Genomic DNA, 22684 nt, shown 5'->3' with positions numbered 1-22684 from the left:
CTCGGCTGGGTACGCTCCGGTCATGGCCTCCGACACCCGACCCGCCACCCAGGTGGTGCGGCCGTCGGGCGGCGACCGGTGGCGCGCGCGGCGGCTCGCGGTCGGCCAGGAGGCGCTGGGCGCCCTGGTCGCGCTCGCCCTGTCCGTCATCGCCCTGCGCCACGTCGTCGCCACGTCCCGGGTCGCGTTGCTCTGGTACGACGGCGACTCGGTGCTGCTGCCCCTCGTCACGCGGTCGATGCAGCTCGGGCAGCCGTTCGAATGGGCGATGTCGCCGGCGCTGTTCTTCTTCCCCGAGCTGCCGGTCTACCTGCTCTGCGCGCTCGTCACCGCGACCCCGCAGCAGGCCCTGGCGCTCAACGGGGTGCTCGTCCTGCTCGCCGTGTACGCGCTGGTGCGTGCCGCCGCGAACGAGCTCATGCCCGCCGCACGCCGGTCGGCGCGGGTCGCGGTGTCCGCCGTGGCGCTCGGGTTCGTGACCCTCGTCGTGCTCACGGAGTCGTCCGCGACCGCGACGTCGCTCGAGCTCGCGTCCCTGCTCCTGACGACGACCTACTACTACGGAGCCGTGCTGGCGATGCTCGGCACCGCGGTGCTCGTGCTCCGCACGGTCCGGACCGGACGCGCCACGCCGACGGTACTCGTCGTGCTCGGCCTGGTCGCCGCGTGCTCGACGGCCTCGAACCCGCTGTACGTGCCGTGGTCCGCGGCCCCCGTCGTCGTCACCCTCGTGCTGCTCGCCGTCGCCCGGCGGCTGCCGTGGCGTCCGGTGCTCCTGCTCGTCGGCACGGTGACGGCGGCTTCGGTCGTCGGCTACCTGCTGCGGATCCCGCTCCGCCCGTTCGTCTCCCTCGACCCGTCGACGTACGTGCAGCCGTCCAAGGCGGGCGCGACGCTCGGGTTCTTCGCGACGCTCACCGACGACCGCGCGGGATCGGCGGCCGGGGACGCCGGGCTGCTGCTGCTCTTCGTCGGGGTGCTCCTCGCCGTGGGCGGCACCGTCTGGGCCTGGCGGGTCCGGACGTCGAGGACGGTGCTCGTCGCCGCGGCGCTCCCCCTCGTCACGATCGTGGCGGTGTCGGTCGGCGTCGTCGTCGCCGGCTCGGAGACGCCCCGCTACCTCGAGCCGATCGTGACCGCTCCGCTCCTGGCACTCGTCGCCGTCGCGGAACTCGCCCGTACCGCCGTCCGACGGACGCAGGTCCACCGGCCGCGGCGCGGGATCCGGGCCGTCCTCGCCCTCGGAGCCGCCGCGGTGCTGCTCGCCGGGGCCGCCACCCTGCCGAGCACGCTCCGGACGATCGCCGATGCCCGCTACGACCCGGCGGCCTGCCTCGACCGGTGGGCCGGCGGGCGGGACGTCGTCGGAGTCGGTCAGTTCTGGACGGTGCGACCGCTCGCGACGTACTCCGCCACCAACGTGCAGCTGCTGCAGGTGCGGGACACGTTCCAGACCTACCCGTGGCTGGTCGACCTCGGCGCGTACCGGGACGCCGCACCGACCTTCGTCGTGATCGGGTCCGGCGACGTCTGGACGACCGCGGTCGAGGACTCGCTCGGCGCCCCGGCGACCATCACGCACTGCACCGGGTTCGACGTGTACGACTACGCCGGCACGGCCGGTGCGGCGATCCTGCAGCGCGACGTCGTCGGCAGTGCGGACGTCATCCGGCGCGAACGCGGGTTCTGAGCCCGGGAGTTGTCCACAGCCGCGCGGCGGGACCCGTTCCGACCTGTACGGATGTATAGGCTCGGGCCCGTGACTCGTCCCACCAGCCACTCCCGCCCCGGTGCCGCCGTACGCCTCCGTCTCGCCGCCACCGCGCTCGCGCTCGCGGGCCTGCTCGGCACGGTGGTCCTCGACGCCCCGACGGCGAGCGCGACGACCTACCCCTCGTGGGACGACGTGATGGCGGCGCGCGGGCAGGAGTCCGACAAGCAGGGCCAGATCACCGAGATCCGCGGCATCATCGCCGGGCTCTCCGCCGACGTGAAAGCGGCCGAGGCCGAAGCCGAACGGCTCGGCACCGAGTTCTTCGAAGCGCAGAGCAAGGCGCAGGACGCCGCCGAGAAGGAACAACGTCTGCGCGCCGACGCCGACGAACACACCGACATCGCCGAGCAGAGCGCCGCGCAGGCCGGTCAGTTCGCCGCGCAGATGGCGCGCTCCGGCGGCGCCGACGTCACCGCGTCGGTCATCTCCGGGGGCGAGGACGCGAGCGACCTCCTCTACAACCTCGGCGCACTGAGCAAGCTGTCCGAGCAGGCCGAGCGGGTCGAAGCCGCGGCGACCGCGGACGCCGCCGTGGCCCGGTCGCTCACGGCGCAGGCCGACCGGGCGTCCGAGGCACTGGCCGACCTCGCCGCCGAGGCCGAACGTCGCATGCAGGCGTCCCAGGCCGCAGCGGACAAGGTGCAGGCCGCCTACGACGAACAGCAGAGCAACAAGGCCCGGCTCGACGCCCAGCTCGCGACCCTGACCTCGGGCCGCGTCCGGACCGAAGCCGAGTTCGCCAAGGGTGAGGCGGTGCGCAAGGCGGCGGAGGAGAAGGCTGCGCGTGAGGCGTACCTCCGCGCGATCGCGGCTCAGAACGCGGCGAACAGCGGCGGCGGGGGTGGCACCGGCAGCAGCGGTTCCGGGTCGAACGGCTCCGCCGGCTCGGGTTCGGGCACCGGATGGGTCCGTCCGGCGAGCGGGTACGTCATCAGCCCGTACGGGTACCGCGTGCACCCGATCTACGGCACGGTGATCAAGCACGACGGCACCGACCTGGCGAGCGGGTGCTCCACGCCAATCGTCGCCGCGGCGGCTGGGACGGTCGACTACGTCGGCTGGTACGGCGGGTACGGCAACTACGTCCGGATCAGTCACGGCGGCGGGGTGCAGACGGCGTACGGGCACATCGTGAACGGCGGGTTCCGGGTCAGCCCGGGTCAGCAGGTGTCGGCGGGGCAGCTCATCGCGCTCGTCGGCTCCACGGGCAACTCGACCGGCTGCCACACGCACTTCGAGGTCCACGTCAACGGCGCCACCACCGACCCGGTGCCGTTCATGCAGGCGCGCGGCGTCGCATTCTAACCGACGGCAGCGTCCGCGGGCTCGATCCCGTCGTCGTCCAGGTTCCACAGCGCCCGGTACCACGCCGTGCGCTCCTCGTCCATCGCCAGCCCGTACGCCTCGTGGAACAGCGCCTCCCACCCGGGCCCGTAGTTCCACCCGAGCGCCATCGTCGCCACGCCCAGGTCGGCCCACCGGTCCGCGATGCCGAGCGCGTCGAGGTCCACGTGTCCCGCCCAGCGACCATCGGCGCCGATCAGGGTGTTCGGCGTGCACGGGTCCCCGTGGCACACCACGACCCGGTCGGTCGGCGGCTCCGGCCCGAGCACGTCCGGGTCGGCCCCGGCCGCGCGAGCCCGACCGGTCCGGTGGGCCGTGGACCACTCGAAGGGGCAGTCGAGCACGGGCAGGGTGTCGTGCAGCGCCCGCAGCCCCTCCCCGGCGGCGATCACCGCCGTCCGTGGTTCGTCGCGCCACCGGGGGTCGACGGCGCTCCACCCCGGGAGTGCACGGGTCCGCAACCAGGCGCCCTCGTCGTCGACGCCGTGGTCGAGCAGCTCCGGGACCCGCGCGTAGCGGGACGCCCAGGTCAGCCGGGCGGCCTCGCCGACGATCCACGGTGTGTACGCGTGCGGGAGGACCTTGACGTACTCGTCGGCGCGGCCGTCGTCCCCGATGCGGAAGGTCCGCCCGCCGATCTCGTTGACCCACACGGCCTGCACCGGGCGACCTCGTGCGGCACGGTCGACCACGTGAGGCACGACGACGTCACCCCGTGCGCGGGAGATCCCGTCGATCGAGCGGGGCATGCGTGCCTCAGTGCACCCGGTCCGTGCGGCCGGACCCCGATCCGCCGCGGGCGATCTCGAGCAGCACCGGCAGCTGGTCGCCGAGGAGCGCGTCGAGGTCGGCGACGATGCCTTCGACGCCGGTCGTGATGTCCCGCGGGGACGCCCCGCGTCGGGGTCGGACCCGGATGCGGATCGCCCGGCTGCCCCGGACCCGGTAGACGTCGACCGCCAGCGACCCGACCTGCGGCATCGCCCCGATCGCGGAGGACAGTGCGTGCTGCACCGCGGCGGAGTCGATCCGCACCGCGCCCGCGACCCCGTCCGCGGAACCGTCGTCCTCGATCACGGTGCCGACGCGGCCGCCACCGAGCGTCGACAGCACGACGATCGCGAGGATCCCGAGCACCAGTCCACCGCCGAGCACCCACGTCCACGCGGTGGCCGAGGCGTCCCGCCCGGCACCGGTTCCGAGGGCTTCGAGCGAACGCGCCCAGTCGTGCCAGGTCGCCGCAGCCCAGGGCAGGGTCTGCACGAGGATCGCGCCGACGCCGAGCACGAGCAGTGCCAGACCGACGAGCACGAGCGCCGTGCGGCCCACACCGCGGTTCGTCGCGTTCATCCGTCCACCCGTCCGGTCGGTTGCACGCGGACCCGCACGGTGACGGACGGTTGCGCGTCGATCGCGACGAACTCCGACTCCACGGCCTCGGTCGCGGCCACGGCGGGGACGTCGACACCCGCGGCGGGCCGGAGCACGACGTCCACCGTGCGGCGACCGACGGTGCCGACGGCGGCGTCGGGTCCGAGCCGGGTGGCCGACCGCGCAGCGCGGGCAGCAGCGGACGCGAGGACCTCGTCGTCGACCACGACCGCGAGGCGGACGGAGGACATCGCGTGCCGCGGCCGCCGCTGGGGCAGGAGTCCCTGCCCGAGGAACACCAGTCCGACGAGGGCCACGACGGCGCCGATCCCGATCACGATCGTGGCGTCGAGGCCCCGGGGTGCACGAGCCGCGGTGTCGACGACGTCCCGCGGGTCGATGCCGAGGACGCGCTGGTCGAGGAGCACGAGCACGGCGGCGAACACTGCGGCAGCCGCGACGACGAGTGCGACGAGCATCGCGACGACGACGGCGCCCGAACGGGACGCGTTGGTCTCGCGGCGGACGATCCGGCGGTACACGCGGTCGTGGGTGCGGCCGGTCGACGACGGGGCCGCAGTGGTCGGGGGCGTGGTCGACAGGTCGGTCATCGGACCCGCCTCGGGACGTCGACGACGGACGACGAGAACGTCACGGTCACCCGCTGGACCTGTCGACCGGTGATGCTCCGGAGCCGCTCGGCGATCGTGCCGCGGGCCCGGTGCGCCGTGGTGGTGACGGGTTCGTCGGGGACTGCGTGGCTGCCCAGCACGGGCACGGTGAGCGGGGCGGTGATCTCGACCGCCAGCCCACCGTGACCGTCGTCGGCGACCCGGGCACGCGCCTCCCGGAACGGCACGCGCAGCGCTTCGGCGGCGACCGCCTGGGCGGTGTGCACGAGCGCGGCGGAGCCGATGCGGTCGTACCCGGCCACCGGACGCGCGCCCACGGCGCCGCCGGCGGCCGCGCTCACGAGGAGCTCCGGCGCCCGCGCAGCACGTCGAGCAGACGGCGGAGGTCGATGTCGCCCGTCACGATCCGGGCGACCAGGCCGCCCACGACCATGAAGACGGCGACGACGACGAACGCCCAGAAGCCGAGCGTCACCGCGACGATCGCGAGGAGTGCGCCGGCGCCCATGCCGACGACGGTGGCGTTCACCGGACGCGACCCTCGGAGTCGACCTCGACGCCGGCCAGCCCCGGGATGTTGACGTCGTTGATGGCGATGTTGACCTCCGTGACCTCGAGCCCGACGAGCTCGGTCACGGCCTTCGTGACGGCGGCGCGCACGGCGGTCGCGACCTCCATCATCGGCGTCGGGTAGTCGACCACGATCGTCAGGTCGACGGCGACCTGGGTCTCGCCGACCTCGACGCGGACGCCCTGCCCGAGCGCGCTCGAACCGATCGCGTCGCGGATCGCCCCGAACGCGCGCGCGGCGTTGCCGCCCAGGGCGAAGACCCCGGGGACGTCCCGAGCGGCGATGCCGGCGACCTTCGCGACGACGGTGTCGTCGATGATCGTCCTGCCCTTGGTGGTCACCTGCGTCGTCGTGGTGCCGGTCGTCGCGGTCCCGTCGACGCGGTTCGTCGTCGATGCCATCAGTGCCTCCTGCGCTCGCTGCCTGGTCTCCCAGCGAACACCATCGTGCCGTGCCGCGCCCGTGAGCGGCACCGCGCCCGCGGCGGACGCCCGGCCGTCCCGCGGTAGGTTCGGACCCATGCGCGTCGCGACCTGGAACGTGAACTCCGTCCGCACCCGAGTCGGTCGGATCGTCGACTGGCTCGTCCGTGAGGACGTCGACGTCCTCGGCATGCAGGAGATCAAGTGCAAGCCGGAGCAGTTCCCCGTCGAGGCGTTCGAGCAGGCCGGGTACCAGGTCGAGGCGCACGGGCTCAACCAGTGGAACGGCGTCGCGTTCGCCAGCCGTCTGCCGATGGAGGACGTCGAGCGCGACTTCCCCGGTCAGCCGGGGTTCCTCAAGGGGCAGGAGGGACCGGACCTCCCGGTCGAGGCACGCGCGATCGGCGTCACCGTCGACGGCGTCCGTCTCTGGAGCCTCTACGTGCCGAACGGCCGCGAGGTCGGCGACCCGCACTACACGTACAAGCTCGACTGGCTCGCGCAGCTGGCCGACCGCACCTCGGAGTGGCTGACCGCCGCCCCGGAGACCCCGCTGGCGCTGATGGGTGACTGGAACGTCGCGCCGCTCGACCGGGACGTCTGGGACATGCGGGTCTTCGAGGGCGCCACCCACGTGAGCGAGCCCGAGCGCGCGGCGTTCCGCACGTTCGAGGAACGCGGCCTGCAGGACGTCGTCCGACCGATCGTCCCCGACGGCTACACCTACTGGGACTACAAGCAGCTGCGGTTCCCGCGGAACGAGGGCATGCGCATCGACTTCGTGATGGGCTCCCAGGCCTTCGCCGACGTCACCGTGGCGGCGGCCATCCACCGGGACGAGCGGAAGGGCGACGCCCCGAGCGACCACGTCCCCGTCACGGTCGACCTGGACCTCGAGACCTCGCTCGACGACGACCGCCCGATGATCTTCTGACGCTTCTGTTACGTCACGCGACGGCTGCCGTCGCCCTCCGCCGGCAGCACGACGTACGTTTCCTGCACCCCCTTCCGAGAGCAGGTGAAGCCATGTCCCGCACGACAGTCCTCCCGATCCAGCGCGTCATGGCCGACGCCACCCCGAAGGCCTGGAGGGACGGCATCGTCGTCGAGACCCGTCCCGCCGACCTCGTGGTCGCCTTCCTCGACGGTGCCGTCACGCAGCTCCGGGTGGCGGACGCCGACGCACTCGCGTCCGTCGGCGACCCGGTCGCCCACCACCCGGTCGCGGAGATCCTCAGCGTCGGCGAGCGCACCACGACGGCCCGCGTCGCCTAGGAGGCGTCGCGGTCGGGTGCGTGCTCGCGCTGGCTGCCGCTCTGGCGCTCGCGCTCGTCAGGCGGGCATCGCGGTGAGCATCGCCTCGCACTTCGCGACCATCTCGTCGCACGCCATCGCGCAGTAGCGGCACGACTCGTCCATGTCGGCGTGCTGCCGGCACTCGGCCGCGCACGCGGTGCCCATCGCCACGCAGGCCATGAGCATCGTCCGCATGCTCGAGGCGTCCATCCCCATCGGACGCATCATCATGCGCATGCCGGTGTCGGCCATCATCGCCGTGTTCGAGCACATCGCTGCGCACGTGGCCATCTCGGCACCCATGCGCATGTCGCTCGCGGAGCACATCGTCGCGGCCATCGACGCGGCGTTCATCGCCATCATCGTGTCCTGCATCATCTCCGCGTCCATCGCCATGGGCATGTCGGTCGCGGACATGCTCTTCATCATCGCCATCGTGTCCATCAGGGTCTCCCGTCCCTCGATCCGGCGCGGCGCCGCTCGGTGCCGCGATGCCGCCCACGGTACGCGGGCCGTCGGGAGCGCAGGCTACGAGCCCGCGAAGAATCCCCCTGGCCTGGCGGCGGCCGCCGGCCGGCGCGCGCCGCCGAGCGGGCACGACCCGCCGCCACCGCACCGCCGAGCGGGCGGAACCGGCCGCCCCCAGCCCCCGAACGTGACAGAAAAGGCCCGCTCGCGCCGACGCCGGACGGGAGGCCTGCGCCAGCCCACCCCGCGCCTCCCGTCCGCCGAGCGGGCACGACCCGCCGCCACCGCCCCGCCGAGCGGGCGGAACCCGCCGCCCCCAGCCCCCGAACGTGACAGAAAAGGCCCGCTCGCGCCGACGCCGGACGGGAGGCGCGGCGCCAGCCCGCCCCGCGCCTCCCGTCCGCCGAGCGGGCACGACCCGCCGCCACCGCCCCGCCGAGCGGGCGGAACCCGCCGCCCCGGACCGCCGAACGTGACGGAAAACGCCCGCTCGCGCCGACGCCGGACGGGAGGCGCGGCGCCAGCCCGCCCCGCGCCTCCCGTCCGCCGAGCGGGCACGACCCGCCGCCACCCCACCGCCGAGCGGGCGGAACCGGCCGCCCGGAGGCGCCGAACGTGACAGAAAACGCCCGCTCGGCGCGCCGAGCGGGCCCGGGCGCCCGCGCGGGCCTACGGGTGCAGCAACGCGGCCACCACGACCAGCACGGGCACGGACCCCACCGTCGAGATGAGCACCACGTCCCGCGCCACGGGCACCGCCGCCCCATACCGCTGCGCGTAGTTGAACACGTTCTGCGCCGCCGGCAACGCCCCGAGCGTCGTGAGCACGAAGACGTCGTGGTCCCCGAGCCCGAACACGAACCGCGCGAACACGAACGCGACCGCCGGCATCACCACGAGCTTGATCGCCGACGCCACGACGACGTCCGTCCGGATCGCCGGGTCCCGCAGCGGCGTCGCACCGTGCAGGCTCATCCCGAACGACAGCAGCACGATCGGCACGGCCGCAGCGCCGACGAGCGAGAACGGCTCGAGCACCGGCGTCGGCAGCTCGATCCCCGTCGCCGAGAACAGCAGGCCGACGAGGGACGCGATGATGATCGGGTTCCGGAACGGCCCGGACACCCGGCGTCCCCAGCTGCCGCCGGCCGAGGTCGCCGTGTCGAGGATCGTCAGCGCGATCGGGGCGAGCACGACGAGCTGCAGCAGGATCACCGGGACGACCGCGGTGGCCTGCCCGAGGACGTACACGGCGACCGGCAGCCCGATGTTGTTCGCGTTCACGTAGCTCGACGCGAGCGCACCGACGGTGGTGGTCGCCAGCGGCCGGCGGAGCACCACCCGGAACAGGATGCCGGCGCCGACCGCGACGACGACCGCGCTGAGGAGCGACACCCACAGCATCGGCGACAGCAGCACGTGGATGTCGGCCGTGGCGATGGTGTGGAACAGCAGGCAGGGCATGAGCACGAAGAACGCGAGCCGGCTCATCACGAACTGGGCGTGCTGGCCGAGCAGCCCGACGCGCCCGACGACGTACCCGACGGCGATGATCGCGCCGATGATCGCGAACCCCGTCAACACGCCAGCCATCGCGTCCATCCTTGCACCTGGGGACGGCTGTCATGTGACGTCGCTCAGGCCGGAAATGCGAACGCATCGAATACCGTTGGAGCCACCATGACCTCGACGAACTCCGCGACGCTCACCCGTTCGACCGACTCCAGCCAGCCCCTGGTCCCCCTCCTCGAGGAGCGGTGGAGCCCGCGCTCCTACGACGAGTCGGCGACCGTCTCCGACGAGCAGCTCGACGCCGTCCTCGAAGCCGCACGCTGGGCGGCCTCCGCGAACAACTTCCAGCCGCGCCGCTTCATCGCCGGCCGCCGCGGGACCGAGACCTTCCGCAAGATCAACGACAACCTCATCGGCTTCAACGCCGGGTGGGCGTTCCGCGCGAGCGCACTCGTCGTCGGCATCCTCGAGACCGAGACCGAGGACGGCACCGCGCGTCCGTTCGCGCAGTACGACCTCGGCCAGGCGATCGCCGCGCTGACGGTGCAGGCGCACGCCGAGGGGCTGCACGTCCACCAGATGGCCGGCATCGAGGTCGAGGGCCTCCGCGCCGCGTTCGACCTCCCGGAGCGCTTCGTCCCGTTCACCGTCACCGCGATCGGCACCGTGGCGGACCCGTCGCAGCTCGACGAGAAGGCCGCCGAGCGCGAGGTCGCCCCGCGCACCCGCATCCCGCTCGACGAGGTCGTGCTCGTCAAGGAGTAGTCCGGGGCGTAGCATGTACTGACATGGAACAGACGCCGGAGATGAACTTCTACACCCGCAAGTGGGTCCGCCCCGAAGACCTCAACGCGAACGGCACGCTGTTCGGCGGCAGCCTCCTCCGCTGGATCGACGAGGAGGCCGCCGTCTACGCGATCATCCAGCTCGGCAACGGCAAGGTCGTCACGAAGTACATGTCGGAGATCGTCTTCGTCTCGTCCGCGAGCGAGGGCGACATCGTCGAGATCGGCCTCGTCGCCACGCGCTTCGGCCGCACCTCGCTGACCATGCGCGCCGAGGCGAGGAACCTCTTCACCCACCGCAGCATCCTCACGATCGACGAGGTCGTGTTCGTCAACCTCGACGCGGACGGCAACCCGGCGCCGCACGGGTACACCGACATCACCTACGCGCGCGACCGTGTCCCGGCGACCCACCGAGCCTGACAGAATCGGTCGCATGACCACGCCCCGACTCGTCGCCTTCGACCTGGACGACACGCTCGCCCCCTCGAAGTCCGCGCTCGACCCCCGCATGCTCGAGACCTTCGCGTCCCTGCTCGAGGTCGTGCCGGTCGCGGTCATCTCCGGTGGCAACTTCGCGCAGTTCGAGCAGCAGCTCGTGGCTCCGTTGCGGCAGCGCGAGGGCCTCGTGCTCGACGACCTCCACCTCCTGCCGACCTGCGGCACCGCCTACTACCGGTGGTCCGGGGACGACTGGGCGCTGCAGTACGCCGAGGACCTCACCGAGGAGCAGAAGGCCCGCGCCCTCTCCGTGGTCGAGTCCCAGGCGAAGGCCGCCGGCTTCTGGGAGTCCGAGACCTGGGGAGCGATCCTCGAGGACCGCGGCTCCCAGATCACCTTCTCGGCGCTCGGCCAGGCCGCGCCCGTCGACGTCAAGAAGCGCTGGGACCCGACCGGCGCGAAGAAGGACGAGCTCCGTCGGCTCGTGCAGGCCGAGCTCCCCGACCTCGAGGTCCGCTCCGGCGGCTCGACGAGCGTCGACATCACTCGCAAGGGCATCGACAAGGCGTACGGGATGCAGCGGCTCGCCGAGATCACGGGCATCGCGCTCGACGACATGCTGTTCGTCGGCGACCGACTCGACCCCGAGGGCAACGACTACCCGGTCAAGGCGCTCGGCGTCCCGTGCCACGCGGTGACGGGGTGGGAGGACACCGACGCGTTCCTGACGGAACTGATCCCGACGCTGCGCTGACGGTCCGTCCGGCAGGAAGGGCCGGACTGGAGGCGCGGCTCGGCCGTCAGGGGATGCTGCGGACCGCCTCGACGAACGCCCGGATCTTCGCCGGGTCCTTCACGCCGCGTTCCGACTCCACCCCGCTCGACACGTCGACCCCGTCGGGGTCGAGCGACTCGATCGCCGCGACGACGTTCGCCGGCGTGAGCCCGCCCGCGAGGATCCATGCCTCGTCCACCTTCCCCGCGATGGACGCCGGGTCGATGAGCCGTCCGCTGCCCGGCACCGCGGCGTCGAGCAGGAGCAGGTCGTGGTCGTACGACGCGCGCACGTCCGGGGTCTCGCGGAGGTAGTCGTCGGCGGCGACCGCCCGGATGGTGAAGAAACCGGCGTCGCGCGCCCGGGCGAAGTCCGTCGCGGACTCGCCGCCGTGCAGCTGCAGGGTGGTGAGCCCGACCTCGGACGCGATGCCGACGATCTCGTCGATCTCCTGGTCGCGGAAGACCCCGACGGCGTCGATGCCGTCCGGCACCCGCGCGACGAGCTCCTTCGCGAGGTCGGCCGTCACGGTCCGGGGGCTCCCGGCGGCGAACACGAACCCGACGGCGTCGGCGCCCGCGTCGATGGCGGCGTCCACGGTCTCGGGCGTCGACAGGCCGCAGATCTTGATCCAGCGCTGGTCGGTCATGCCGTCCATCCTGCCAGGGACCACGGACGCGGGGAGCGTCCGGTCCCGATCAGTGCAGGGTGCCCGCGACGTACGAGGCAGCGCAGGCGGCCAGGACCCCGAACACGGCGAACGACCCGACGAGCACGTTCCGCCGCCGCCAGCGCTGCACCACCACGAACGTGCCGCGCCTGGCGTGCCGGTGCGCTGCACGGTGCATGCGGTGGGCGCGCTTGTGCTCCACGCGGGCGGGTCCGAGCGGGACCGGTCCGGTGATCTGCGTCGATCCCCCGCGCAGGGCACTGGCGATCGCCACGGCCGTGGGGCGCCGCTCCGGGTCGCGCGCGGTCATCTTCGCGAGGAGGTCCCGCCACTCGGGCGCGATGCCGTCCGGGATCTCCGGGTCGTGCCGGAGCCGGGCGAGCGCCGCCTCGATGAGGGTGCCGGTGTACTCCTGCTTGCCGGTCAGGGCTTCGAGCAGGACGAGGCCGAGCGAGTAGACGTCCGTCGCGAACCCGATGGGCTCGCCGGCGACCTGCTCGGGGCTGAGGTAGGCCGCGGTGCCGATGATCGTGCCGTCGTTCGTCAACCGTGACCCGTCGACGAAGTGCGCGACGCCGAAGTCCGTCAGCTTGACCGTGCGGGCGAACCCGGACGACCCTTCGTCGCTCATCAGGATGTTCGCCGGCTTGACGTCCCGGTGCACGATGCCGCGGGAGTGCACGTACGCGAGGGCGTCGGCGAGCTGGGCACCGAGGTCGGCCACCTCGTAGTTGTGCATCGCGCCGTCGGCCAGTCGGCGGAGGAGCGTCGTGTCGGCGATGAGCTCCATCACGATGAAGCGGTGCGGGCCGTCCTCGAAGTCGTGGGTCCCGGCGTCGTAGAGCGGGATCAGGCCCGGGTGCGAGAGCATGCTGAGCAGGCGGATCTCGCGTTCCTGCCGGACCCGGTCGGCCGTGGTCATCGACTCGGGGGTCGCGAACATCTTCACGGCGACCGCTCGGTACGTGTGCTCGTCACGCGCTTCGTAGACCGACCCCATGCCGCCCGTGCCGATCAGCTTGACGAGCCGGTAGCGACCCGCGAGGACCGTGTCCGTCCGTGCGCTCTCGAGCAGGGTCATTGGTGTGTCGTTCCGTTCGGAGCCCGGTTGTCCGCGGCAGTTGCCAGCGAGGTGACTCACCCAGTAGGGTACGCGCCGCCCTCCGTTTCGGGAGCGGCGTTATGACATCGTGATGGGGGACAGTTTCCCGCGACTTCCCCGGAACCATGCGGATGCATCGGGGTACGGTCGGCCTCTCCGAGAGTGAGCGATCACGCGCCGAACGCGCAAGGAGGACGAACATGGCACTGTCCAAGGGCGAGAAGGTCCACTGGAACACCTCGCAAGGGAAGACGACCGGCACGCTCGTCGAGAAGAAGACGAAGGACTTCCAGTTCGACGGCCAGCACTTCAAGCCGACCGACGACGACCCGTACTGGATCGTCGAGTCGGAGAAGTCCGGCAAGCAGGCCGCCCACAAGGAGTCGGCGCTGACGAAGGCCTGACCGGTCAGTCGCCCGCGGGCTCGGTCCGCCGGGTCTCGCGGGCCTGGCGGCCACGTCGGATTCGTCGGACGACGAAGGTGACCGCGACGGCTGCGATCGCGACGTAGAGGACGCGGTCGATCCACTCCGTGTACTGCTCGACGCGCTCGTACTGCGAGCCGAACGCCGCGCCGAGCAGGACGAGCGCGCTGTTCCAGATGCCGCTCGCGATGATCGTGAACACCGAGAACGTCGCGAGGTGCATCCGGTCGGCACCCGCCGGCAACGAGATGAGGCTCCGGACGATCGGCACGAACCGGCCGAAGAACACCGCGCTCCGGCCGTGCCGGTGGAACCAGTCCGCTGCCGTGCGGAAGTCGTCCTCGTCGACGAGCGGCAGCTTGCCGAGCCAGCGGACCGTCCGCTCGAAGCCGATGACCGCGCCGAGCCAGTAGAGGACGAGCCCCCCGAGGTACGACCCGAGCGTCGCGAGCACCAGGACCAGCACGAGGTTCATCCGCCCGGCACCGGCGAGGAACCCGGCGAGCGGCAGGATGACCTCGGACGGGATCGGTGGGAAGACCGTCTCGACGAAGAGCATCAGCGCAACACCCCACTCGCCGAGGGCGTCGATGAGCCGGAGCACGAGGCCGGACAGCCCGCCCATCTCGGCGTCGTCGGCGGCATCGGAGGCGGCTGTCACGGTCGGGGCGAGGGCGGCCAGGGCAGTCGTCATGCCGCCATCGTCCCTGAGTGCCCTGACAGAACCCGGCGCAGGACCTGGACGTCGCCCGGGCCGGCCCGCCCGCCCGAGAACAGCCGGACCCGTCAGCCGAGCCCCATGTGCGACGTCCGCACGTGCGTGAGCGATCGGGCGAGGGCACCGCGGGCCACCGCGTCACGACCGACGGTCGACGCCACGATCCCCACCGGGTGCCGGAGCTGCGGCGTGACCACCTCGGTCAGGGCGGCGCAGAACACCTCGGCGGCGGGGAGCACCTCGCCGCCGACGACCACGACCTCGGGGTCGATGGTGGCGACGAGCTGGACGACGCCGGGAGCGACGTCCTCGGCGAGCCCGCGCACCACCGCAGCGGCGGCCGCGTCCCCCTGCCCGGCCGACACCATGACGGACTCGAGGTCCGAGCCGGACGGGATCCGCGCCTCCAGTCGGGCTGGTGCACTCGGCCAGCCGGTCGATGCCAGGCCGCCCATCTCCCCCGCTGCTCCGCGCGCACCGCGCGCCAGTGCCCCGTCGACGACGTAGGCCGCTCCGATCTGGCGACCCATCACCAGGTACAGGCCGTCCTGGACCCCTCGGAAGCGTCCCCACATCGCCTCGGCGGTGGCGGCGAGCTTCGCGTCGTTGTCGAAGAACGTCGCGGAGTCGGGGAAGAGGTCGCCGATCCGTCCGGGCACCCGACGCTCGACCCACTGCGGCACCGCGACCGTGTAGTCGATCTCGCCGGAGCGGTCGACCACGGCCGGCACCCCGAACGTGGCGGCGAGGAGGCGTGACGGATCCGTGCCGGCCACGAGTCGTCGGACGACGTCCTGCACGCTCTCCCACGCCTGCTCGGCCGAGGCGAGGTCGGTGTAGACCTCTTCCACCCGGGCGAGCCGCTGGCCGCGGAGGTCCGACCGCAGGCCGACGATGCCGTGCAGCCCGAGGTCGACGCCGAGCACCGATCCGGCCGCGGCGTCGGCACGGAACCGCTTCGCCCGGCGTCCGGCCTTGTTCGGCGTCGCGATCGCCTCGGCCTCGCTGACCCAGCCCTCGTCCACGAGGTCCGCGAGCGCCGCCTCGACCGTGGGGCGGGAGAGCCCGACCGTCCGGCTCAGCTCGGTGACGGTGTGCGAACCGTCGCCGCGGAAGAGCTCGTCGAGGATCGCGCGCGAGTTGATGAGCCGGAGCATGCCGGGCGTGCTCCCGACGACACCGTTCGGAAGCGTTGACAGGGTCTCGTCCACGGCCATAGCCTCCATATTACGAAAGATCATTGAGGAATGGTGGACTCCGACATGCTCATCCCACGGCCGCTCCGCACCGAACCCGGTGCCGGCGCCTTCGCGCTCACGCCGTCGACCCGCATCGCCGCAGACCCTGCGAGCGAGTCGGTCCGACTGTACCTGCAGCAGACCCTGCGGGGGTCGACCGGGTTGCCGGTGCGTGACGCCGCGGACGGGGCGGACGCCACCCAGCGGGACGTGATCGTGCTGCGCGTCGCCTCCGACGACGTCGCACTCCCCGAGGGCCCCGGCGGCGACCGGTCGGAGTCCTTCCGGCTCACGGTCACCGCCGCCGGCGTCGAGATCACCGGCGGCGGCCCGGCCGGCGTCTTCTACGGCGTCCAGGCGCTCCTGCAGTCCCTGCCCGCCGACGTCTACCGGAAGGGACGCGTCGGCACCGGTCCGTGGACCATCGCGTCGACCATCGTCGAGGACGCCCCGGCCTTCGCCTGGCGCGGTGTCATGCTCGACGTCGCCCGGCACTTCCGCACCAAGCACGAGGTGATGCGGGTCATCGACCAGCTCGCCGCGCACCGCCTGAACCGCCTCCACTTCCACCTCACCGAGGACCAGGGGTGGCGGATCGAGATCCGGAAGTACCCGCGCCTGACCGAGATCGGGTCGTGGCGGACGGAGTCGCAGGTCGGCGCACACGTCCCCGGGCCGGACGGCACGCTGATCGTCGCCGGCAGGGACGGGCGCCCGCACGGCGGCTACTACACGCAGGACGACATCCGGGAGATCGTCGCCTACGCCGCGGACCGCTTCGTCACCGTCGTCCCGGAGATCGAGACGCCCGGGCACGTCCGCGCTGCCCTCGCCGCGTACCCGCACCTCGGCGTGCACCCCGAGACCCCGGTCGACGTCTGGACGGAGTGGGGCATCGCCGACGACGTCCTCAACGCCGACGAGTCGACGATCGAGTTCTTCGAGGACGTCCTCGACGAGGTCATGGCGCTGTTCCCCTCCGACTACATCGGCGTCGGCGGCGACGAGTGCCCCAAGGTCCAGTGGGAACAGGACCCCCGCACCCAGGAGCGCATCCGCGAGCTCGGGCTCGAGGACGAGGAGCAGCTGCAGGCCTGGATCATCGGCCGCCTCGCCGCGCACGTCGAGTCGCACGGTCGGCGCGCGTTCGGCTGGGACGAGATCCTCGAGGGCGGGACGCTCTCGAAGTCCGCGACGGTCCTGTCCTGGCGCGGGCTGACCGGTGCCCGGACCGCTGCCAAGCGCGGGCACGACGTCATCTCCGCCCCGGACGACCAGGTGTACCTCGACTACCGGCAGAGCGACCTCGCGACCGAGCCGATCCCGGTGTCGATCGTCCTCACCGTGGACGACGTCTTCGCGTTCGACCCGGTGCCGTCGGACCTCACCGACGACGAGCGTGCGCACGTGATCGGCGGCCAGGGCAACATGTGGACGGAGCACGTCGACTCGGCGCGGAAGCTCGACTACCAGCTGTTCCCGCGGGTCGCCGCCCTCGCCGAGGCGCTGTGGTCGGCCGACGCGACCGGCCCCCGGGACGTCGCGGAGTTCCGCGGACGCCTGGCCGAGCACGTCGCACGGCTCGAGGCGATGGGGATCGAGTACCGGCACGAGGCCGGTCCGTTCCCCTGGGAGCAGCGGCCGGGTGTGCCCGGGCGTCCGCACTCGCGCGAGGAGCGGGCCGCGTACATCAACGCGGTGACGGCCAACATCAGCGAGTAGCAGCGTCAACATGAAACGATGTACATGCGGCATATCAGTGGGTACCATGTACTGACCACCAGTTGCCGCATCCGAGGAGCACCGTGCCCGTTTTCAGCGTCCCAGGTTCGGACGGCTCAGCCCACATCGACATCGAAACCCTCATCGGCAAGCAGCCCCTCGAGACGGACCTCGAACTCGCGGTGGACTTCGTCCGCGGGCAGACCGTCCTCGTCACCGGTGCCGGCGGATCGATCGGGAGTGAGCTCTGTCAGCAGCTGATGCGGTACGAACCGTCGGAGATCATCATGCTCGATCGCGACGAGAGCGCGCTCCAGCAGGTCCAGGTCGCCGTCGCGGGCCACGGGCTGCTCGACACGCAGGACGTCGTGCTCGCCGACATCCGGGACGCCGAAACGATTCGAAGGGTGTTCCTGTCACGACGACCCGACGTCGTCTTCCACGCCGCCGCGCTGAAGCACCTTCCCATGCTCGAGCAGTACCCGGACGAAGGCTGGAAGACCAACGTCCTCGGCACCCGGAACGTCCTCGCAGCGGCGGTCGACGCCGGGGTCCGCACGCTCGTGAACATCTCCACCGACAAGGCAGCGGACCCGACGAGTGTCCTCGGCCGAACGAAGCGCATCGCGGAGCGCCTGACCGCATGGACCGCGGCCGAGACCGGCCGGGACTTCGTCTCGGTGCGTTTCGGGAACGTCCTCGGCAGCCGCGGGTCGATGGTGCCGCTCTTCGCAGACCTCATCCGGTCGGGACGTCCGGTCACGGTCACCCACCCCGACGCCACGCGCTACTTCATGTCCATCCCCGAGGCGTGCCACCTGGTGATCCAGGCGGCGGCCATCGCGCAGCCCGGGGAGGTCTTGGTCCTCGACATGGGAGCTCCCGTTCGGATCCTCGACGTGGCCCGCCGGATGGTGCAAGCGATGGGTGGCTCGTCGGACATCGTCTTCACCGGGCTGCGTCCGGGCGAGAAGTTGCACGAGGACCTCATCGGACGGGGTGAAACGGAACGCCGTCCCGTACACCCGAAGATCTCCCACGCGTCGGTCCCGCCGCTCGCGCCGGCCGAGGTGGACGAGCCGGCTCGGATCGACACCGCGCCGATCCTCCTCGCCGCCTGACGCTCGGCCCGGCCCGCCACGCGGCGCCACACGACACGCCGCTCAGGCTGTGGCCCGGTCGCTCGAAGTGCGGCCCGCCGACGAGCACGCTGCAGAACACGCGACCGCGCGAGCCACCAGATCGCACGGCTCGGCGACGCGACGGGGGTCGCGCCCACCGACGGACGGGAGGCGCGGTGCCAGCCGGCACCGCGCCTCCCGTCCGTCAGCCGGTGACGTCCACTACACGGCGACAGCCACACGGTCGCCAGCCGTCTCGGACACGGCGGCGTCCGACGCCGCCGGCGCCCGCCGCACCCACTTCTTCAGCCCGACCAGCACGAGCGCCGACACCACGGTGCCCGCCAGGATCGCCACGATGAACATCCCGACGTCCCCGATGGCGAAGAACACGAAGATTCCACCGTGCGGTGCCCGCGAGGTCACCCCGGCCGCCATCGAGATCGCCCCCGTGACCGCGGCACCGACCATCGACGCCGGGATCACACGCAGCGGGTCGGCTGCTGCGAACGGGATCGCGCCCTCCGAGATGAACGAGGCGCCGAGGAGCCACGCTGCCTTGCCGTTCTCCCGCTCGGGCTTCGTGAACCCCTTGCGGTAGAGCACGGTCGAGGCGAGTGCCAACGCGAGCGGCGGGACCATGCCGGCTGCCATGACGGCTGCCATGATCTCGAACGGGACGACGTTCGTGGCCGACCCGGCGCCGAGGCCGGCGACGGCGAACGCGTACGCCACCTTGTTGACCGGGCCGCCGAGGTCGAACGCCATCATGAGTCCGAGGATGATGCCGAGCAGGATCGCCGACGCACCGGACAGCGAGTTGAGCCACGCGGTGAGCTGCGTCATCACCCAGGCGATCGGTCCGCCGAGCACCAGGAGCAGCAGCCCCGACGCGATGATCGACGCGAAGAGCGGGATGATCACGACGGGCATCAGGCCACGCAGCCAGCGCCAGACCGGGATGCGCCCGATCCAGTACGCGGCCGCACCGGCGATGAGGCCTCCGACGAGCCCTCCGAGGAACCCGGCGTTCATGAAGACGGCGATCGACCCGGCGACGAAGCCCGGCGCGATGCCCGGCCGGTCGGCCATCGCGTACGCGATGTACCCGGCGAGTGCGGCGACGAGGAACCCGAGGGAGATCCCGCCGATCTGGAACGCCGCGGCGCCGAGGTAGTAGGCCAACCCCTCCGGTGGGAGGTTCAGCAACGTGTAGTTCGTCAGCGTGTACACGGCGTTGTTCTGCCCGGAGTCACCGTGCGCGAGCGCGATGCCGTACCCGGCGAGGAGGAAGCCGAGGGCGATGAGGAGGCCACCGCCGGCGACGAACGGGATCATGTAGCTGACCCCGGTGAGCAGCCAGCGCTTGAGGGCCTGACCGAAGTGCTCGTTCTTTGTGGTCGTCTCGGTCGCGGTGGCTCCGCCCTGCACGCGCGCGGCGTTCGGGTCGTCGGCGGCACGGAGGGCCTCGGCGATCATCTTGTCGGGCTCGTCGACGCCGCGCTTGACCGGTCCGGAGACGAGCGGCTTGCCGGCGAAGCGGCCACGGTCGCGGACGTCGACGTCCACGGCGAAGACGACGGCGTCGGCACGGGCGATGAGCGCTGGGTCGAGGGGCTCGACCTGCGAGGACCCCTGCGTCTCGACGTGCATCTCGGCGCCGGCCCGCTGGGCCGCAGCGACGAGCGCGTCGGCCGCCATGTAGGTGTGCGCGATGCCGGTCGGGCACGCGGTGACGCCGACGATGATCTTCCGTCGGCCCGCCGTGTCGCCTTCCGCCGTGTCGCCTTCCGCCGCGTCGCCTTCCGCCGTGTCGCCTTCCGGCGGGGTCGGACTGGAGGCGCGGCTCGCCTTCCCGATGCCGGCTTCCGACACCTCGCCGCTCACTTCGCGGTCGACGAGGTCGACGATGTCCTGCGGGGTGGCGGCGGCGCGGAGCGCGGCGGTGAAGTCGTCGCGGATCAGGGCACGGGCGAGGGTCGAGAGGACCGTGAGGTGGTCCTTGTCGGCGCCTTCGGGCACGGCGATCATGAAGACGATGTCCGCGTCGCCGTCCGGTGCGCCGAACGACACCTTCCGGGCGAGCCGGGAGAACGCCAGGGTCGGCTCCGAGACCGACGCCGAGCGGGCGTGCGGGATGGCGATGCCGCCGGGGACGCCGGTGCCGACGCTCGCTTCGCGCTTGATGGCGTCCTCGGCCAGGACGGACCCCTCGGCCGCTCGGCCGGTGGCGGCGACACGGTCGGCGAGGACGCGGATGACGTCGCTCGAGGTGGCGCCGAGGTCCTCGTCGAGACCGACGAGCTGGACGCTGATGAGGCGTGGACTCGTGTTGACGGACATGGTTTGCTCCTTTGCAATGGCGCCACGGGCGCGGGACGAGCGGTGTTCGGGGAAGGGGTGTCAGGCGCGTTCGGGCGCTGCGGGGGTGAGCGTCCGGACGGTGATGCCGTCGGGGTCGGTGTGGTCGAGGGCGGGCACGTCGCTGCCGGGCAGCGCTGCGGCCGCGGCTCCGGTGGCGACGGCCTGAGCGAGGCGCCGTTCGGGTGGAGCGCCCGCGACCTCGGCGAGCAGGTAGCCGGCGAGCGAGGAGTCTCCCGCGCCGACCGTCGACCGGGCGGTGATGACCGGGGCGGCGGCGACGTAGCTGCCCTCGTCGGTGACGAGCACCGCGCCGGCGCTGCCGAGGGTCAGCAGGACGGTGCCGACGTTCCGGTCGCGGAGTCGCTCGGCGGCGGCCACCGCGGCGTCGACGTCCCGCTCGTACAGCTCGGGGTCTCCCCCGACGACCTCGGCGAGTTCCTCGGCGTTGGGCTTGACCAGGTCGATCCGTTCGCCGGACTGCAGCAGCGCGGTGAACGGCACGCCGGACGAGTCGACCGCGACGCGGACGGCGTCACCGTGGCGTTCCCGGACGGCCCGCACGAGGACGGCGAGGGCGTCGTCGGGGAGCCCCGGCGGCAGGGAGCCCGCGAGGACGACCCAGCGCGCGGCGGGTCCGGTCGCGGTCGGGCCGGCGGTGTCGGCGACGAGGGCGGCGAGGTCGTCGAGGCGTCCGGCGAGCGAGGGCCCCGGTTCGTTGAGCTTCGTCGTGGTGCCGGTCGGCTCGGTGACGGTGACGTTCGAGCGGAGCGGGGCACCGATCGGCAGCGCGGCGGTCGGGATCCCGCGGGTCGCGAGGCCGAGCAGTACGGGGTCGTGCTCGTCCCCGGGCAGGACGGCCACGGTGTCGCCGCCGCTCGCGACGACGACTCGGGAGACGTTGACGCCCTTGCCGCCGGGTTCGGCGGTGCTCCGTGTCGCTCGCTGAACCGCGCCGCGCTGGAGTTCCCCGGCGAGTTCGATGGTGCGGTCGAGGCTCGGGTTCGGCGTGACCGTGACGATCCGGGTGCTCGTGCTGACGTTCGTGCCGGTGTTCGTGCTCGTGTTCGCGCTCATGCCACGACCACCTCGACGTCGGCGTCGGCCAGCGCCCCGGCGAGGTCGACCGGAGGAGCCTCGTCCGTGACGATCGTGTCGATCTCGTCCAGCCGGGCGAAGCGCATGAGCGCCTCCACCCCGTGCTTGGCGGCATCGGCGAGGACCACGCTGCGGCGGGCGGCCAGGACGTACGCGCCCTTGACCGCCGCCTCGTACTCGTCCGGGGTGCTCAGCCCGAAGCCGGCGGAGAGGCCGTTCGTGCCGACGAACGCGATGTCGGGCCGGAGGGCGCCGATCTGCTCGACCGTCGCCGTCCCGACCGCGGCGCTCGTCACACCGCGGACGCGACCGCCGAGCAGGTGCAGCTCGACGTGCTCGCTGTGCTGCAGCGTGCTGGCGATCGGCACCGAGTTCGTGATCACCGTGATGGTCGCTCCGGCGGTGGCGGGCTCCCACCGGGCGAGTTCGGCGGCGACGGCAGCGCAGGTCGTGCCGGCGTCGAGGGCGATCGAGCCGGTGAAGGTCGGCGGGACCAGGCGCATCGCGGCCCGGGCGATGGCGGCCTTCGCGGAGTTGTGCTGCCCCTCGCGCTCGGCCACGGAGAGCTCGACCACGCTGGACCGTCCGACGGGCACCGCGCCGCCGTGCACCCGGCGGAGGAGACCGGCGGACTCGAGCAGGTCGAGGTCGCGGCGCACCGTCTCGGTCGTGACGTCGAAGTGCTCGGCCAGATCGGCGACGGAGACCCGCCCTGCCGCGTGCAGCGCGGCGGCGATGGCGTCTTGCCGCTCGGTTGCGTACATGCCCGAACTCCTTCGTTCCCGTGGGTTTCGAGAAGAGTACGGCCGATCCCCACACATTCGCAACCGTTTCACCC

At 72.3% G+C, this 22684-nt stretch carries 25 protein-coding genes; 10 read left to right on the top strand and 15 right to left on the bottom strand.

The window, feature by feature from the left end:
- The first annotated feature begins 22 nt into the window (after positions 1-22).
- Both FS825_RS01165 and FS825_RS01160 read left to right on the top strand, forming a co-directional pair.
- Positions 23-1690 (top strand): hypothetical protein, encoded by a 1668-nt coding sequence (locus FS825_RS01165; RefSeq protein WP_144710078.1) that lies wholly within the window; start codon positions 23-25, stop codon positions 1688-1690.
- Between the two features lie 69 nt (positions 1691-1759).
- The gene (locus FS825_RS01160; RefSeq protein WP_144710076.1) at positions 1760-3079 is read left to right on the top strand and encodes a M23 family metallopeptidase; all 1320 of its coding nucleotides are present in this window, start codon (positions 1760-1762) and stop codon (positions 3077-3079) included.
- On the opposite strand, the gene FS825_RS01155 is transcribed toward FS825_RS01160, so the two are convergent.
- From FS825_RS01155 to FS825_RS01130, 6 genes are read right to left on the bottom strand one after another with little or no spacing between them, the layout of a single operon-like run.
- Complete coding sequence (locus FS825_RS01155) at positions 3076-3867, bottom strand: aminoglycoside 3'-phosphotransferase (protein WP_144710074.1); 792 nt, start codon at positions 3865-3867, stop codon at positions 3076-3078. The genes FS825_RS01160 and FS825_RS01155 overlap by 4 nt on opposite strands.
- Before the next feature lie 7 nt (positions 3868-3874).
- Positions 3875-4468: a hypothetical protein gene (locus FS825_RS01150; RefSeq protein ID WP_144710072.1), complete on the bottom strand. Its 594-nt coding sequence runs from the start codon at positions 4466-4468 to the stop codon at positions 3875-3877.
- A complete protein-coding gene (locus FS825_RS01145) occupies positions 4465-5100 on the bottom strand; it encodes a hypothetical protein (RefSeq protein ID WP_144710070.1) in 636 nt (211 codons plus the stop codon). Before FS825_RS01145 ends, FS825_RS01150 begins: the two co-directional genes overlap by 4 nt.
- Positions 5097-5462, bottom strand: coding sequence for a hypothetical protein (locus FS825_RS01140; protein WP_144710068.1), 366 nt, complete (start codon positions 5460-5462; stop codon positions 5097-5099). Before FS825_RS01140 ends, FS825_RS01145 begins: the two co-directional genes overlap by 4 nt.
- Entirely contained in the window at positions 5459-5650 is a 192-nt protein-coding gene (locus FS825_RS01135) for a DUF2273 domain-containing protein (RefSeq protein ID WP_144710066.1), read from the bottom strand. The genes FS825_RS01140 and FS825_RS01135 overlap by 4 nt, the downstream gene beginning before the upstream one ends.
- Positions 5647-6093, bottom strand: a complete 447-nt coding sequence (locus FS825_RS01130; protein WP_144710064.1) for an Asp23/Gls24 family envelope stress response protein — start codon at positions 6091-6093, stop codon at positions 5647-5649. The genes FS825_RS01135 and FS825_RS01130 overlap by 4 nt, the downstream gene beginning before the upstream one ends.
- Before the next feature lie 118 nt (positions 6094-6211).
- On the opposite strand from FS825_RS01130, the gene FS825_RS01125 reads away from it, so the two are divergent.
- Complete coding sequence (locus FS825_RS01125) at positions 6212-7048, top strand: exodeoxyribonuclease III (RefSeq protein WP_144710063.1); 837 nt, start codon at positions 6212-6214, stop codon at positions 7046-7048.
- A 92-nt stretch (positions 7049-7140) separates the two neighbouring features.
- Positions 7141-7389: a nuclease gene (locus tag FS825_RS01120; RefSeq protein ID WP_144710061.1), complete on the top strand. Its 249-nt coding sequence runs from the start codon at positions 7141-7143 to the stop codon at positions 7387-7389.
- Between the two features lie 57 nt (positions 7390-7446).
- Here the strand turns inward: FS825_RS01120 and FS825_RS01115 are convergent, their stop codons facing one another.
- Positions 7447-7827, bottom strand: a complete 381-nt coding sequence (locus FS825_RS01115; protein WP_260980955.1) for a four-helix bundle copper-binding protein — start codon at positions 7825-7827, stop codon at positions 7447-7449.
- Positions 7828-8547: 720 nt separating this feature from the next.
- Positions 8548-9471: an AEC family transporter gene (locus tag FS825_RS01110; protein ID WP_144710057.1), complete on the bottom strand. Its 924-nt coding sequence runs from the start codon at positions 9469-9471 to the stop codon at positions 8548-8550.
- An 87-nt stretch (positions 9472-9558) separates the two neighbouring features.
- On the opposite strand from FS825_RS01110, the gene FS825_RS01105 reads away from it, so the two are divergent.
- Genes FS825_RS01105 through FS825_RS01095 form a run of 3 tightly spaced genes read left to right on the top strand, consistent with a single transcriptional unit; the run spans position 9559 to position 11370 of the window.
- Positions 9559-10155 (top strand): nitroreductase family protein, encoded by a 597-nt coding sequence (locus FS825_RS01105; protein WP_144710055.1) that lies wholly within the window; start codon positions 9559-9561, stop codon positions 10153-10155.
- A 23-nt stretch (positions 10156-10178) separates the two neighbouring features.
- Entirely contained in the window at positions 10179-10598 is a 420-nt protein-coding gene (locus FS825_RS01100) for an acyl-CoA thioesterase (protein ID WP_144710053.1), read from the top strand.
- 13 nt (positions 10599-10611) lie between these two features.
- Positions 10612-11370 carry an HAD-IIB family hydrolase gene (locus FS825_RS01095; RefSeq protein ID WP_144710051.1) on the top strand — a complete coding sequence of 253 codons (759 nt, stop codon included), beginning with the start codon at positions 10612-10614 and terminating at the stop codon, positions 11368-11370.
- A gap of 46 nt (positions 11371-11416) precedes the next feature.
- Here the strand turns inward: FS825_RS01095 and FS825_RS01090 are convergent, their stop codons facing one another.
- Positions 11417-12040, bottom strand: coding sequence for a phosphoribosylanthranilate isomerase (locus FS825_RS01090; RefSeq protein ID WP_144710049.1), 624 nt, complete (start codon positions 12038-12040; stop codon positions 11417-11419).
- Between the two features lie 49 nt (positions 12041-12089).
- Complete coding sequence (locus tag FS825_RS01085) at positions 12090-13142, bottom strand: serine/threonine-protein kinase (protein WP_144710047.1); 1053 nt, start codon at positions 13140-13142, stop codon at positions 12090-12092.
- Between the two features lie 221 nt (positions 13143-13363).
- Here FS825_RS01085 and FS825_RS01080 point away from each other — a divergent pair, with 221 nt between their 5' ends.
- Positions 13364-13567, top strand: coding sequence for a hypervirulence associated TUDOR domain-containing protein (locus FS825_RS01080; protein WP_144710046.1), 204 nt, complete (start codon positions 13364-13366; stop codon positions 13565-13567).
- Positions 13568-13571: 4 nt separating this feature from the next.
- On the opposite strand, the gene FS825_RS01075 is transcribed toward FS825_RS01080, so the two are convergent.
- Both FS825_RS01075 and FS825_RS01070 read right to left on the bottom strand, forming a co-directional pair.
- Positions 13572-14282, bottom strand: a complete 711-nt coding sequence (locus FS825_RS01075; protein WP_144710044.1) for a DedA family protein — start codon at positions 14280-14282, stop codon at positions 13572-13574.
- 92 nt (positions 14283-14374) lie between these two features.
- Complete coding sequence (locus tag FS825_RS01070; protein WP_186377005.1) at positions 14375-15523, bottom strand: ROK family transcriptional regulator; 1149 nt, start codon at positions 15521-15523, stop codon at positions 14375-14377.
- Positions 15524-15553: 30 nt separating this feature from the next.
- Here FS825_RS01070 and FS825_RS01065 point away from each other — a divergent pair, with 30 nt between their 5' ends.
- Both FS825_RS01065 and FS825_RS01060 read left to right on the top strand, forming a co-directional pair.
- Positions 15554-17266 (top strand): beta-N-acetylhexosaminidase, encoded by a 1713-nt coding sequence (locus tag FS825_RS01065; protein ID WP_144710041.1) that lies wholly within the window; start codon positions 15554-15556, stop codon positions 17264-17266.
- 83 nt (positions 17267-17349) lie between these two features.
- A complete protein-coding gene (locus tag FS825_RS01060) occupies positions 17350-18387 on the top strand; it encodes a UDP-N-acetylglucosamine 4,6-dehydratase family protein (RefSeq protein ID WP_313960532.1) in 1038 nt (345 codons plus the stop codon).
- Positions 18388-18609: 222 nt separating this feature from the next.
- On the opposite strand, the gene FS825_RS01055 is transcribed toward FS825_RS01060, so the two are convergent.
- From FS825_RS01055 to FS825_RS01045, 3 genes are read right to left on the bottom strand one after another with little or no spacing between them, the layout of a single operon-like run.
- On the bottom strand, positions 18610-20730 hold the full coding sequence (locus tag FS825_RS01055; protein ID WP_144710037.1) for a PTS fructose transporter subunit IIABC: 2121 nt from the start codon (positions 20728-20730) through the stop codon (positions 18610-18612).
- 60 nt (positions 20731-20790) lie between these two features.
- The gene (locus FS825_RS01050) at positions 20791-21825 is read right to left on the bottom strand and encodes a 1-phosphofructokinase family hexose kinase (RefSeq protein WP_144710035.1); all 1035 of its coding nucleotides are present in this window, start codon (positions 21823-21825) and stop codon (positions 20791-20793) included.
- A complete protein-coding gene (locus FS825_RS01045; RefSeq protein WP_144710033.1) occupies positions 21822-22610 on the bottom strand; it encodes a DeoR/GlpR family DNA-binding transcription regulator in 789 nt (262 codons plus the stop codon). Before FS825_RS01045 ends, FS825_RS01050 begins: the two co-directional genes overlap by 4 nt.
- Positions 22611-22684 lie beyond the last annotated feature (74 nt).

Source organism: Curtobacterium pusillum, from assembly GCF_007680845.1.
GTDB classification, from domain to species: Bacteria; Actinomycetota; Actinomycetes; order Actinomycetales; family Microbacteriaceae; genus Curtobacterium; species Curtobacterium pusillum_B.
This window is presented reverse-complemented; position numbering and strand designations above follow the sequence as displayed.

Excerpts from the sequence above, each read along its gene's own strand:
- FS825_RS01165 (WP_144710078.1), top strand. The coding sequence starts at position 23 with ATGGCCTCCGACACCCGACCCGCCACCCAGGTGGTGCGGCCGTCGGGC.
- FS825_RS01155 (WP_144710074.1), bottom strand. The coding sequence starts at position 3,867 with ATGCCCCGCTCGATCGACGGGATCTCCCGCGCACGGGGTGACGTCGTC.
- FS825_RS01150 (WP_144710072.1), bottom strand. The coding sequence starts at position 4,468 with ATGAACGCGACGAACCGCGGTGTGGGCCGCACGGCGCTCGTGCTCGTC.
- FS825_RS01145 (WP_144710070.1), bottom strand. The coding sequence starts at position 5,100 with ATGACCGACCTGTCGACCACGCCCCCGACCACTGCGGCCCCGTCGTCG.
- FS825_RS01130 (WP_144710064.1), bottom strand. The coding sequence starts at position 6,093 with ATGGCATCGACGACGAACCGCGTCGACGGGACCGCGACGACCGGCACC.
- FS825_RS01125 (WP_144710063.1), top strand. The coding sequence starts at position 6,212 with ATGCGCGTCGCGACCTGGAACGTGAACTCCGTCCGCACCCGAGTCGGT.
- FS825_RS01120 (WP_144710061.1), top strand. The coding sequence starts at position 7,141 with ATGTCCCGCACGACAGTCCTCCCGATCCAGCGCGTCATGGCCGACGCC.
- FS825_RS01115 (WP_260980955.1), bottom strand. The coding sequence starts at position 7,827 with ATGTCCGCGACCGACATGCCCATGGCGATGGACGCGGAGATGATGCAG.
- FS825_RS01110 (WP_144710057.1), bottom strand. The coding sequence starts at position 9,471 with ATGGCTGGCGTGTTGACGGGGTTCGCGATCATCGGCGCGATCATCGCC.
- FS825_RS01105 (WP_144710055.1), top strand. The coding sequence starts at position 9,559 with ATGACCTCGACGAACTCCGCGACGCTCACCCGTTCGACCGACTCCAGC.
- FS825_RS01100 (WP_144710053.1), top strand. The coding sequence starts at position 10,179 with ATGGAACAGACGCCGGAGATGAACTTCTACACCCGCAAGTGGGTCCGC.
- FS825_RS01095 (WP_144710051.1), top strand. The coding sequence starts at position 10,612 with ATGACCACGCCCCGACTCGTCGCCTTCGACCTGGACGACACGCTCGCC.
- FS825_RS01090 (WP_144710049.1), bottom strand. The coding sequence starts at position 12,040 with ATGACCGACCAGCGCTGGATCAAGATCTGCGGCCTGTCGACGCCCGAG.
- FS825_RS01085 (WP_144710047.1), bottom strand. The coding sequence starts at position 13,142 with ATGACCCTGCTCGAGAGCGCACGGACGGACACGGTCCTCGCGGGTCGC.
- FS825_RS01080 (WP_144710046.1), top strand. The coding sequence starts at position 13,364 with ATGGCACTGTCCAAGGGCGAGAAGGTCCACTGGAACACCTCGCAAGGG.
- FS825_RS01075 (WP_144710044.1), bottom strand. The coding sequence starts at position 14,282 with ATGACGACTGCCCTGGCCGCCCTCGCCCCGACCGTGACAGCCGCCTCC.
- FS825_RS01070 (WP_186377005.1), bottom strand. The coding sequence starts at position 15,523 with ATGGCCGTGGACGAGACCCTGTCAACGCTTCCGAACGGTGTCGTCGGG.
- FS825_RS01065 (WP_144710041.1), top strand. The coding sequence starts at position 15,554 with ATGGTGGACTCCGACATGCTCATCCCACGGCCGCTCCGCACCGAACCC.
- FS825_RS01055 (WP_144710037.1), bottom strand. The coding sequence starts at position 20,730 with ATGTCCGTCAACACGAGTCCACGCCTCATCAGCGTCCAGCTCGTCGGT.
- FS825_RS01050 (WP_144710035.1), bottom strand. The coding sequence starts at position 21,825 with ATGAGCGCGAACACGAGCACGAACACCGGCACGAACGTCAGCACGAGC.
- FS825_RS01045 (WP_144710033.1), bottom strand. The coding sequence starts at position 22,610 with ATGTACGCAACCGAGCGGCAAGACGCCATCGCCGCCGCGCTGCACGCG.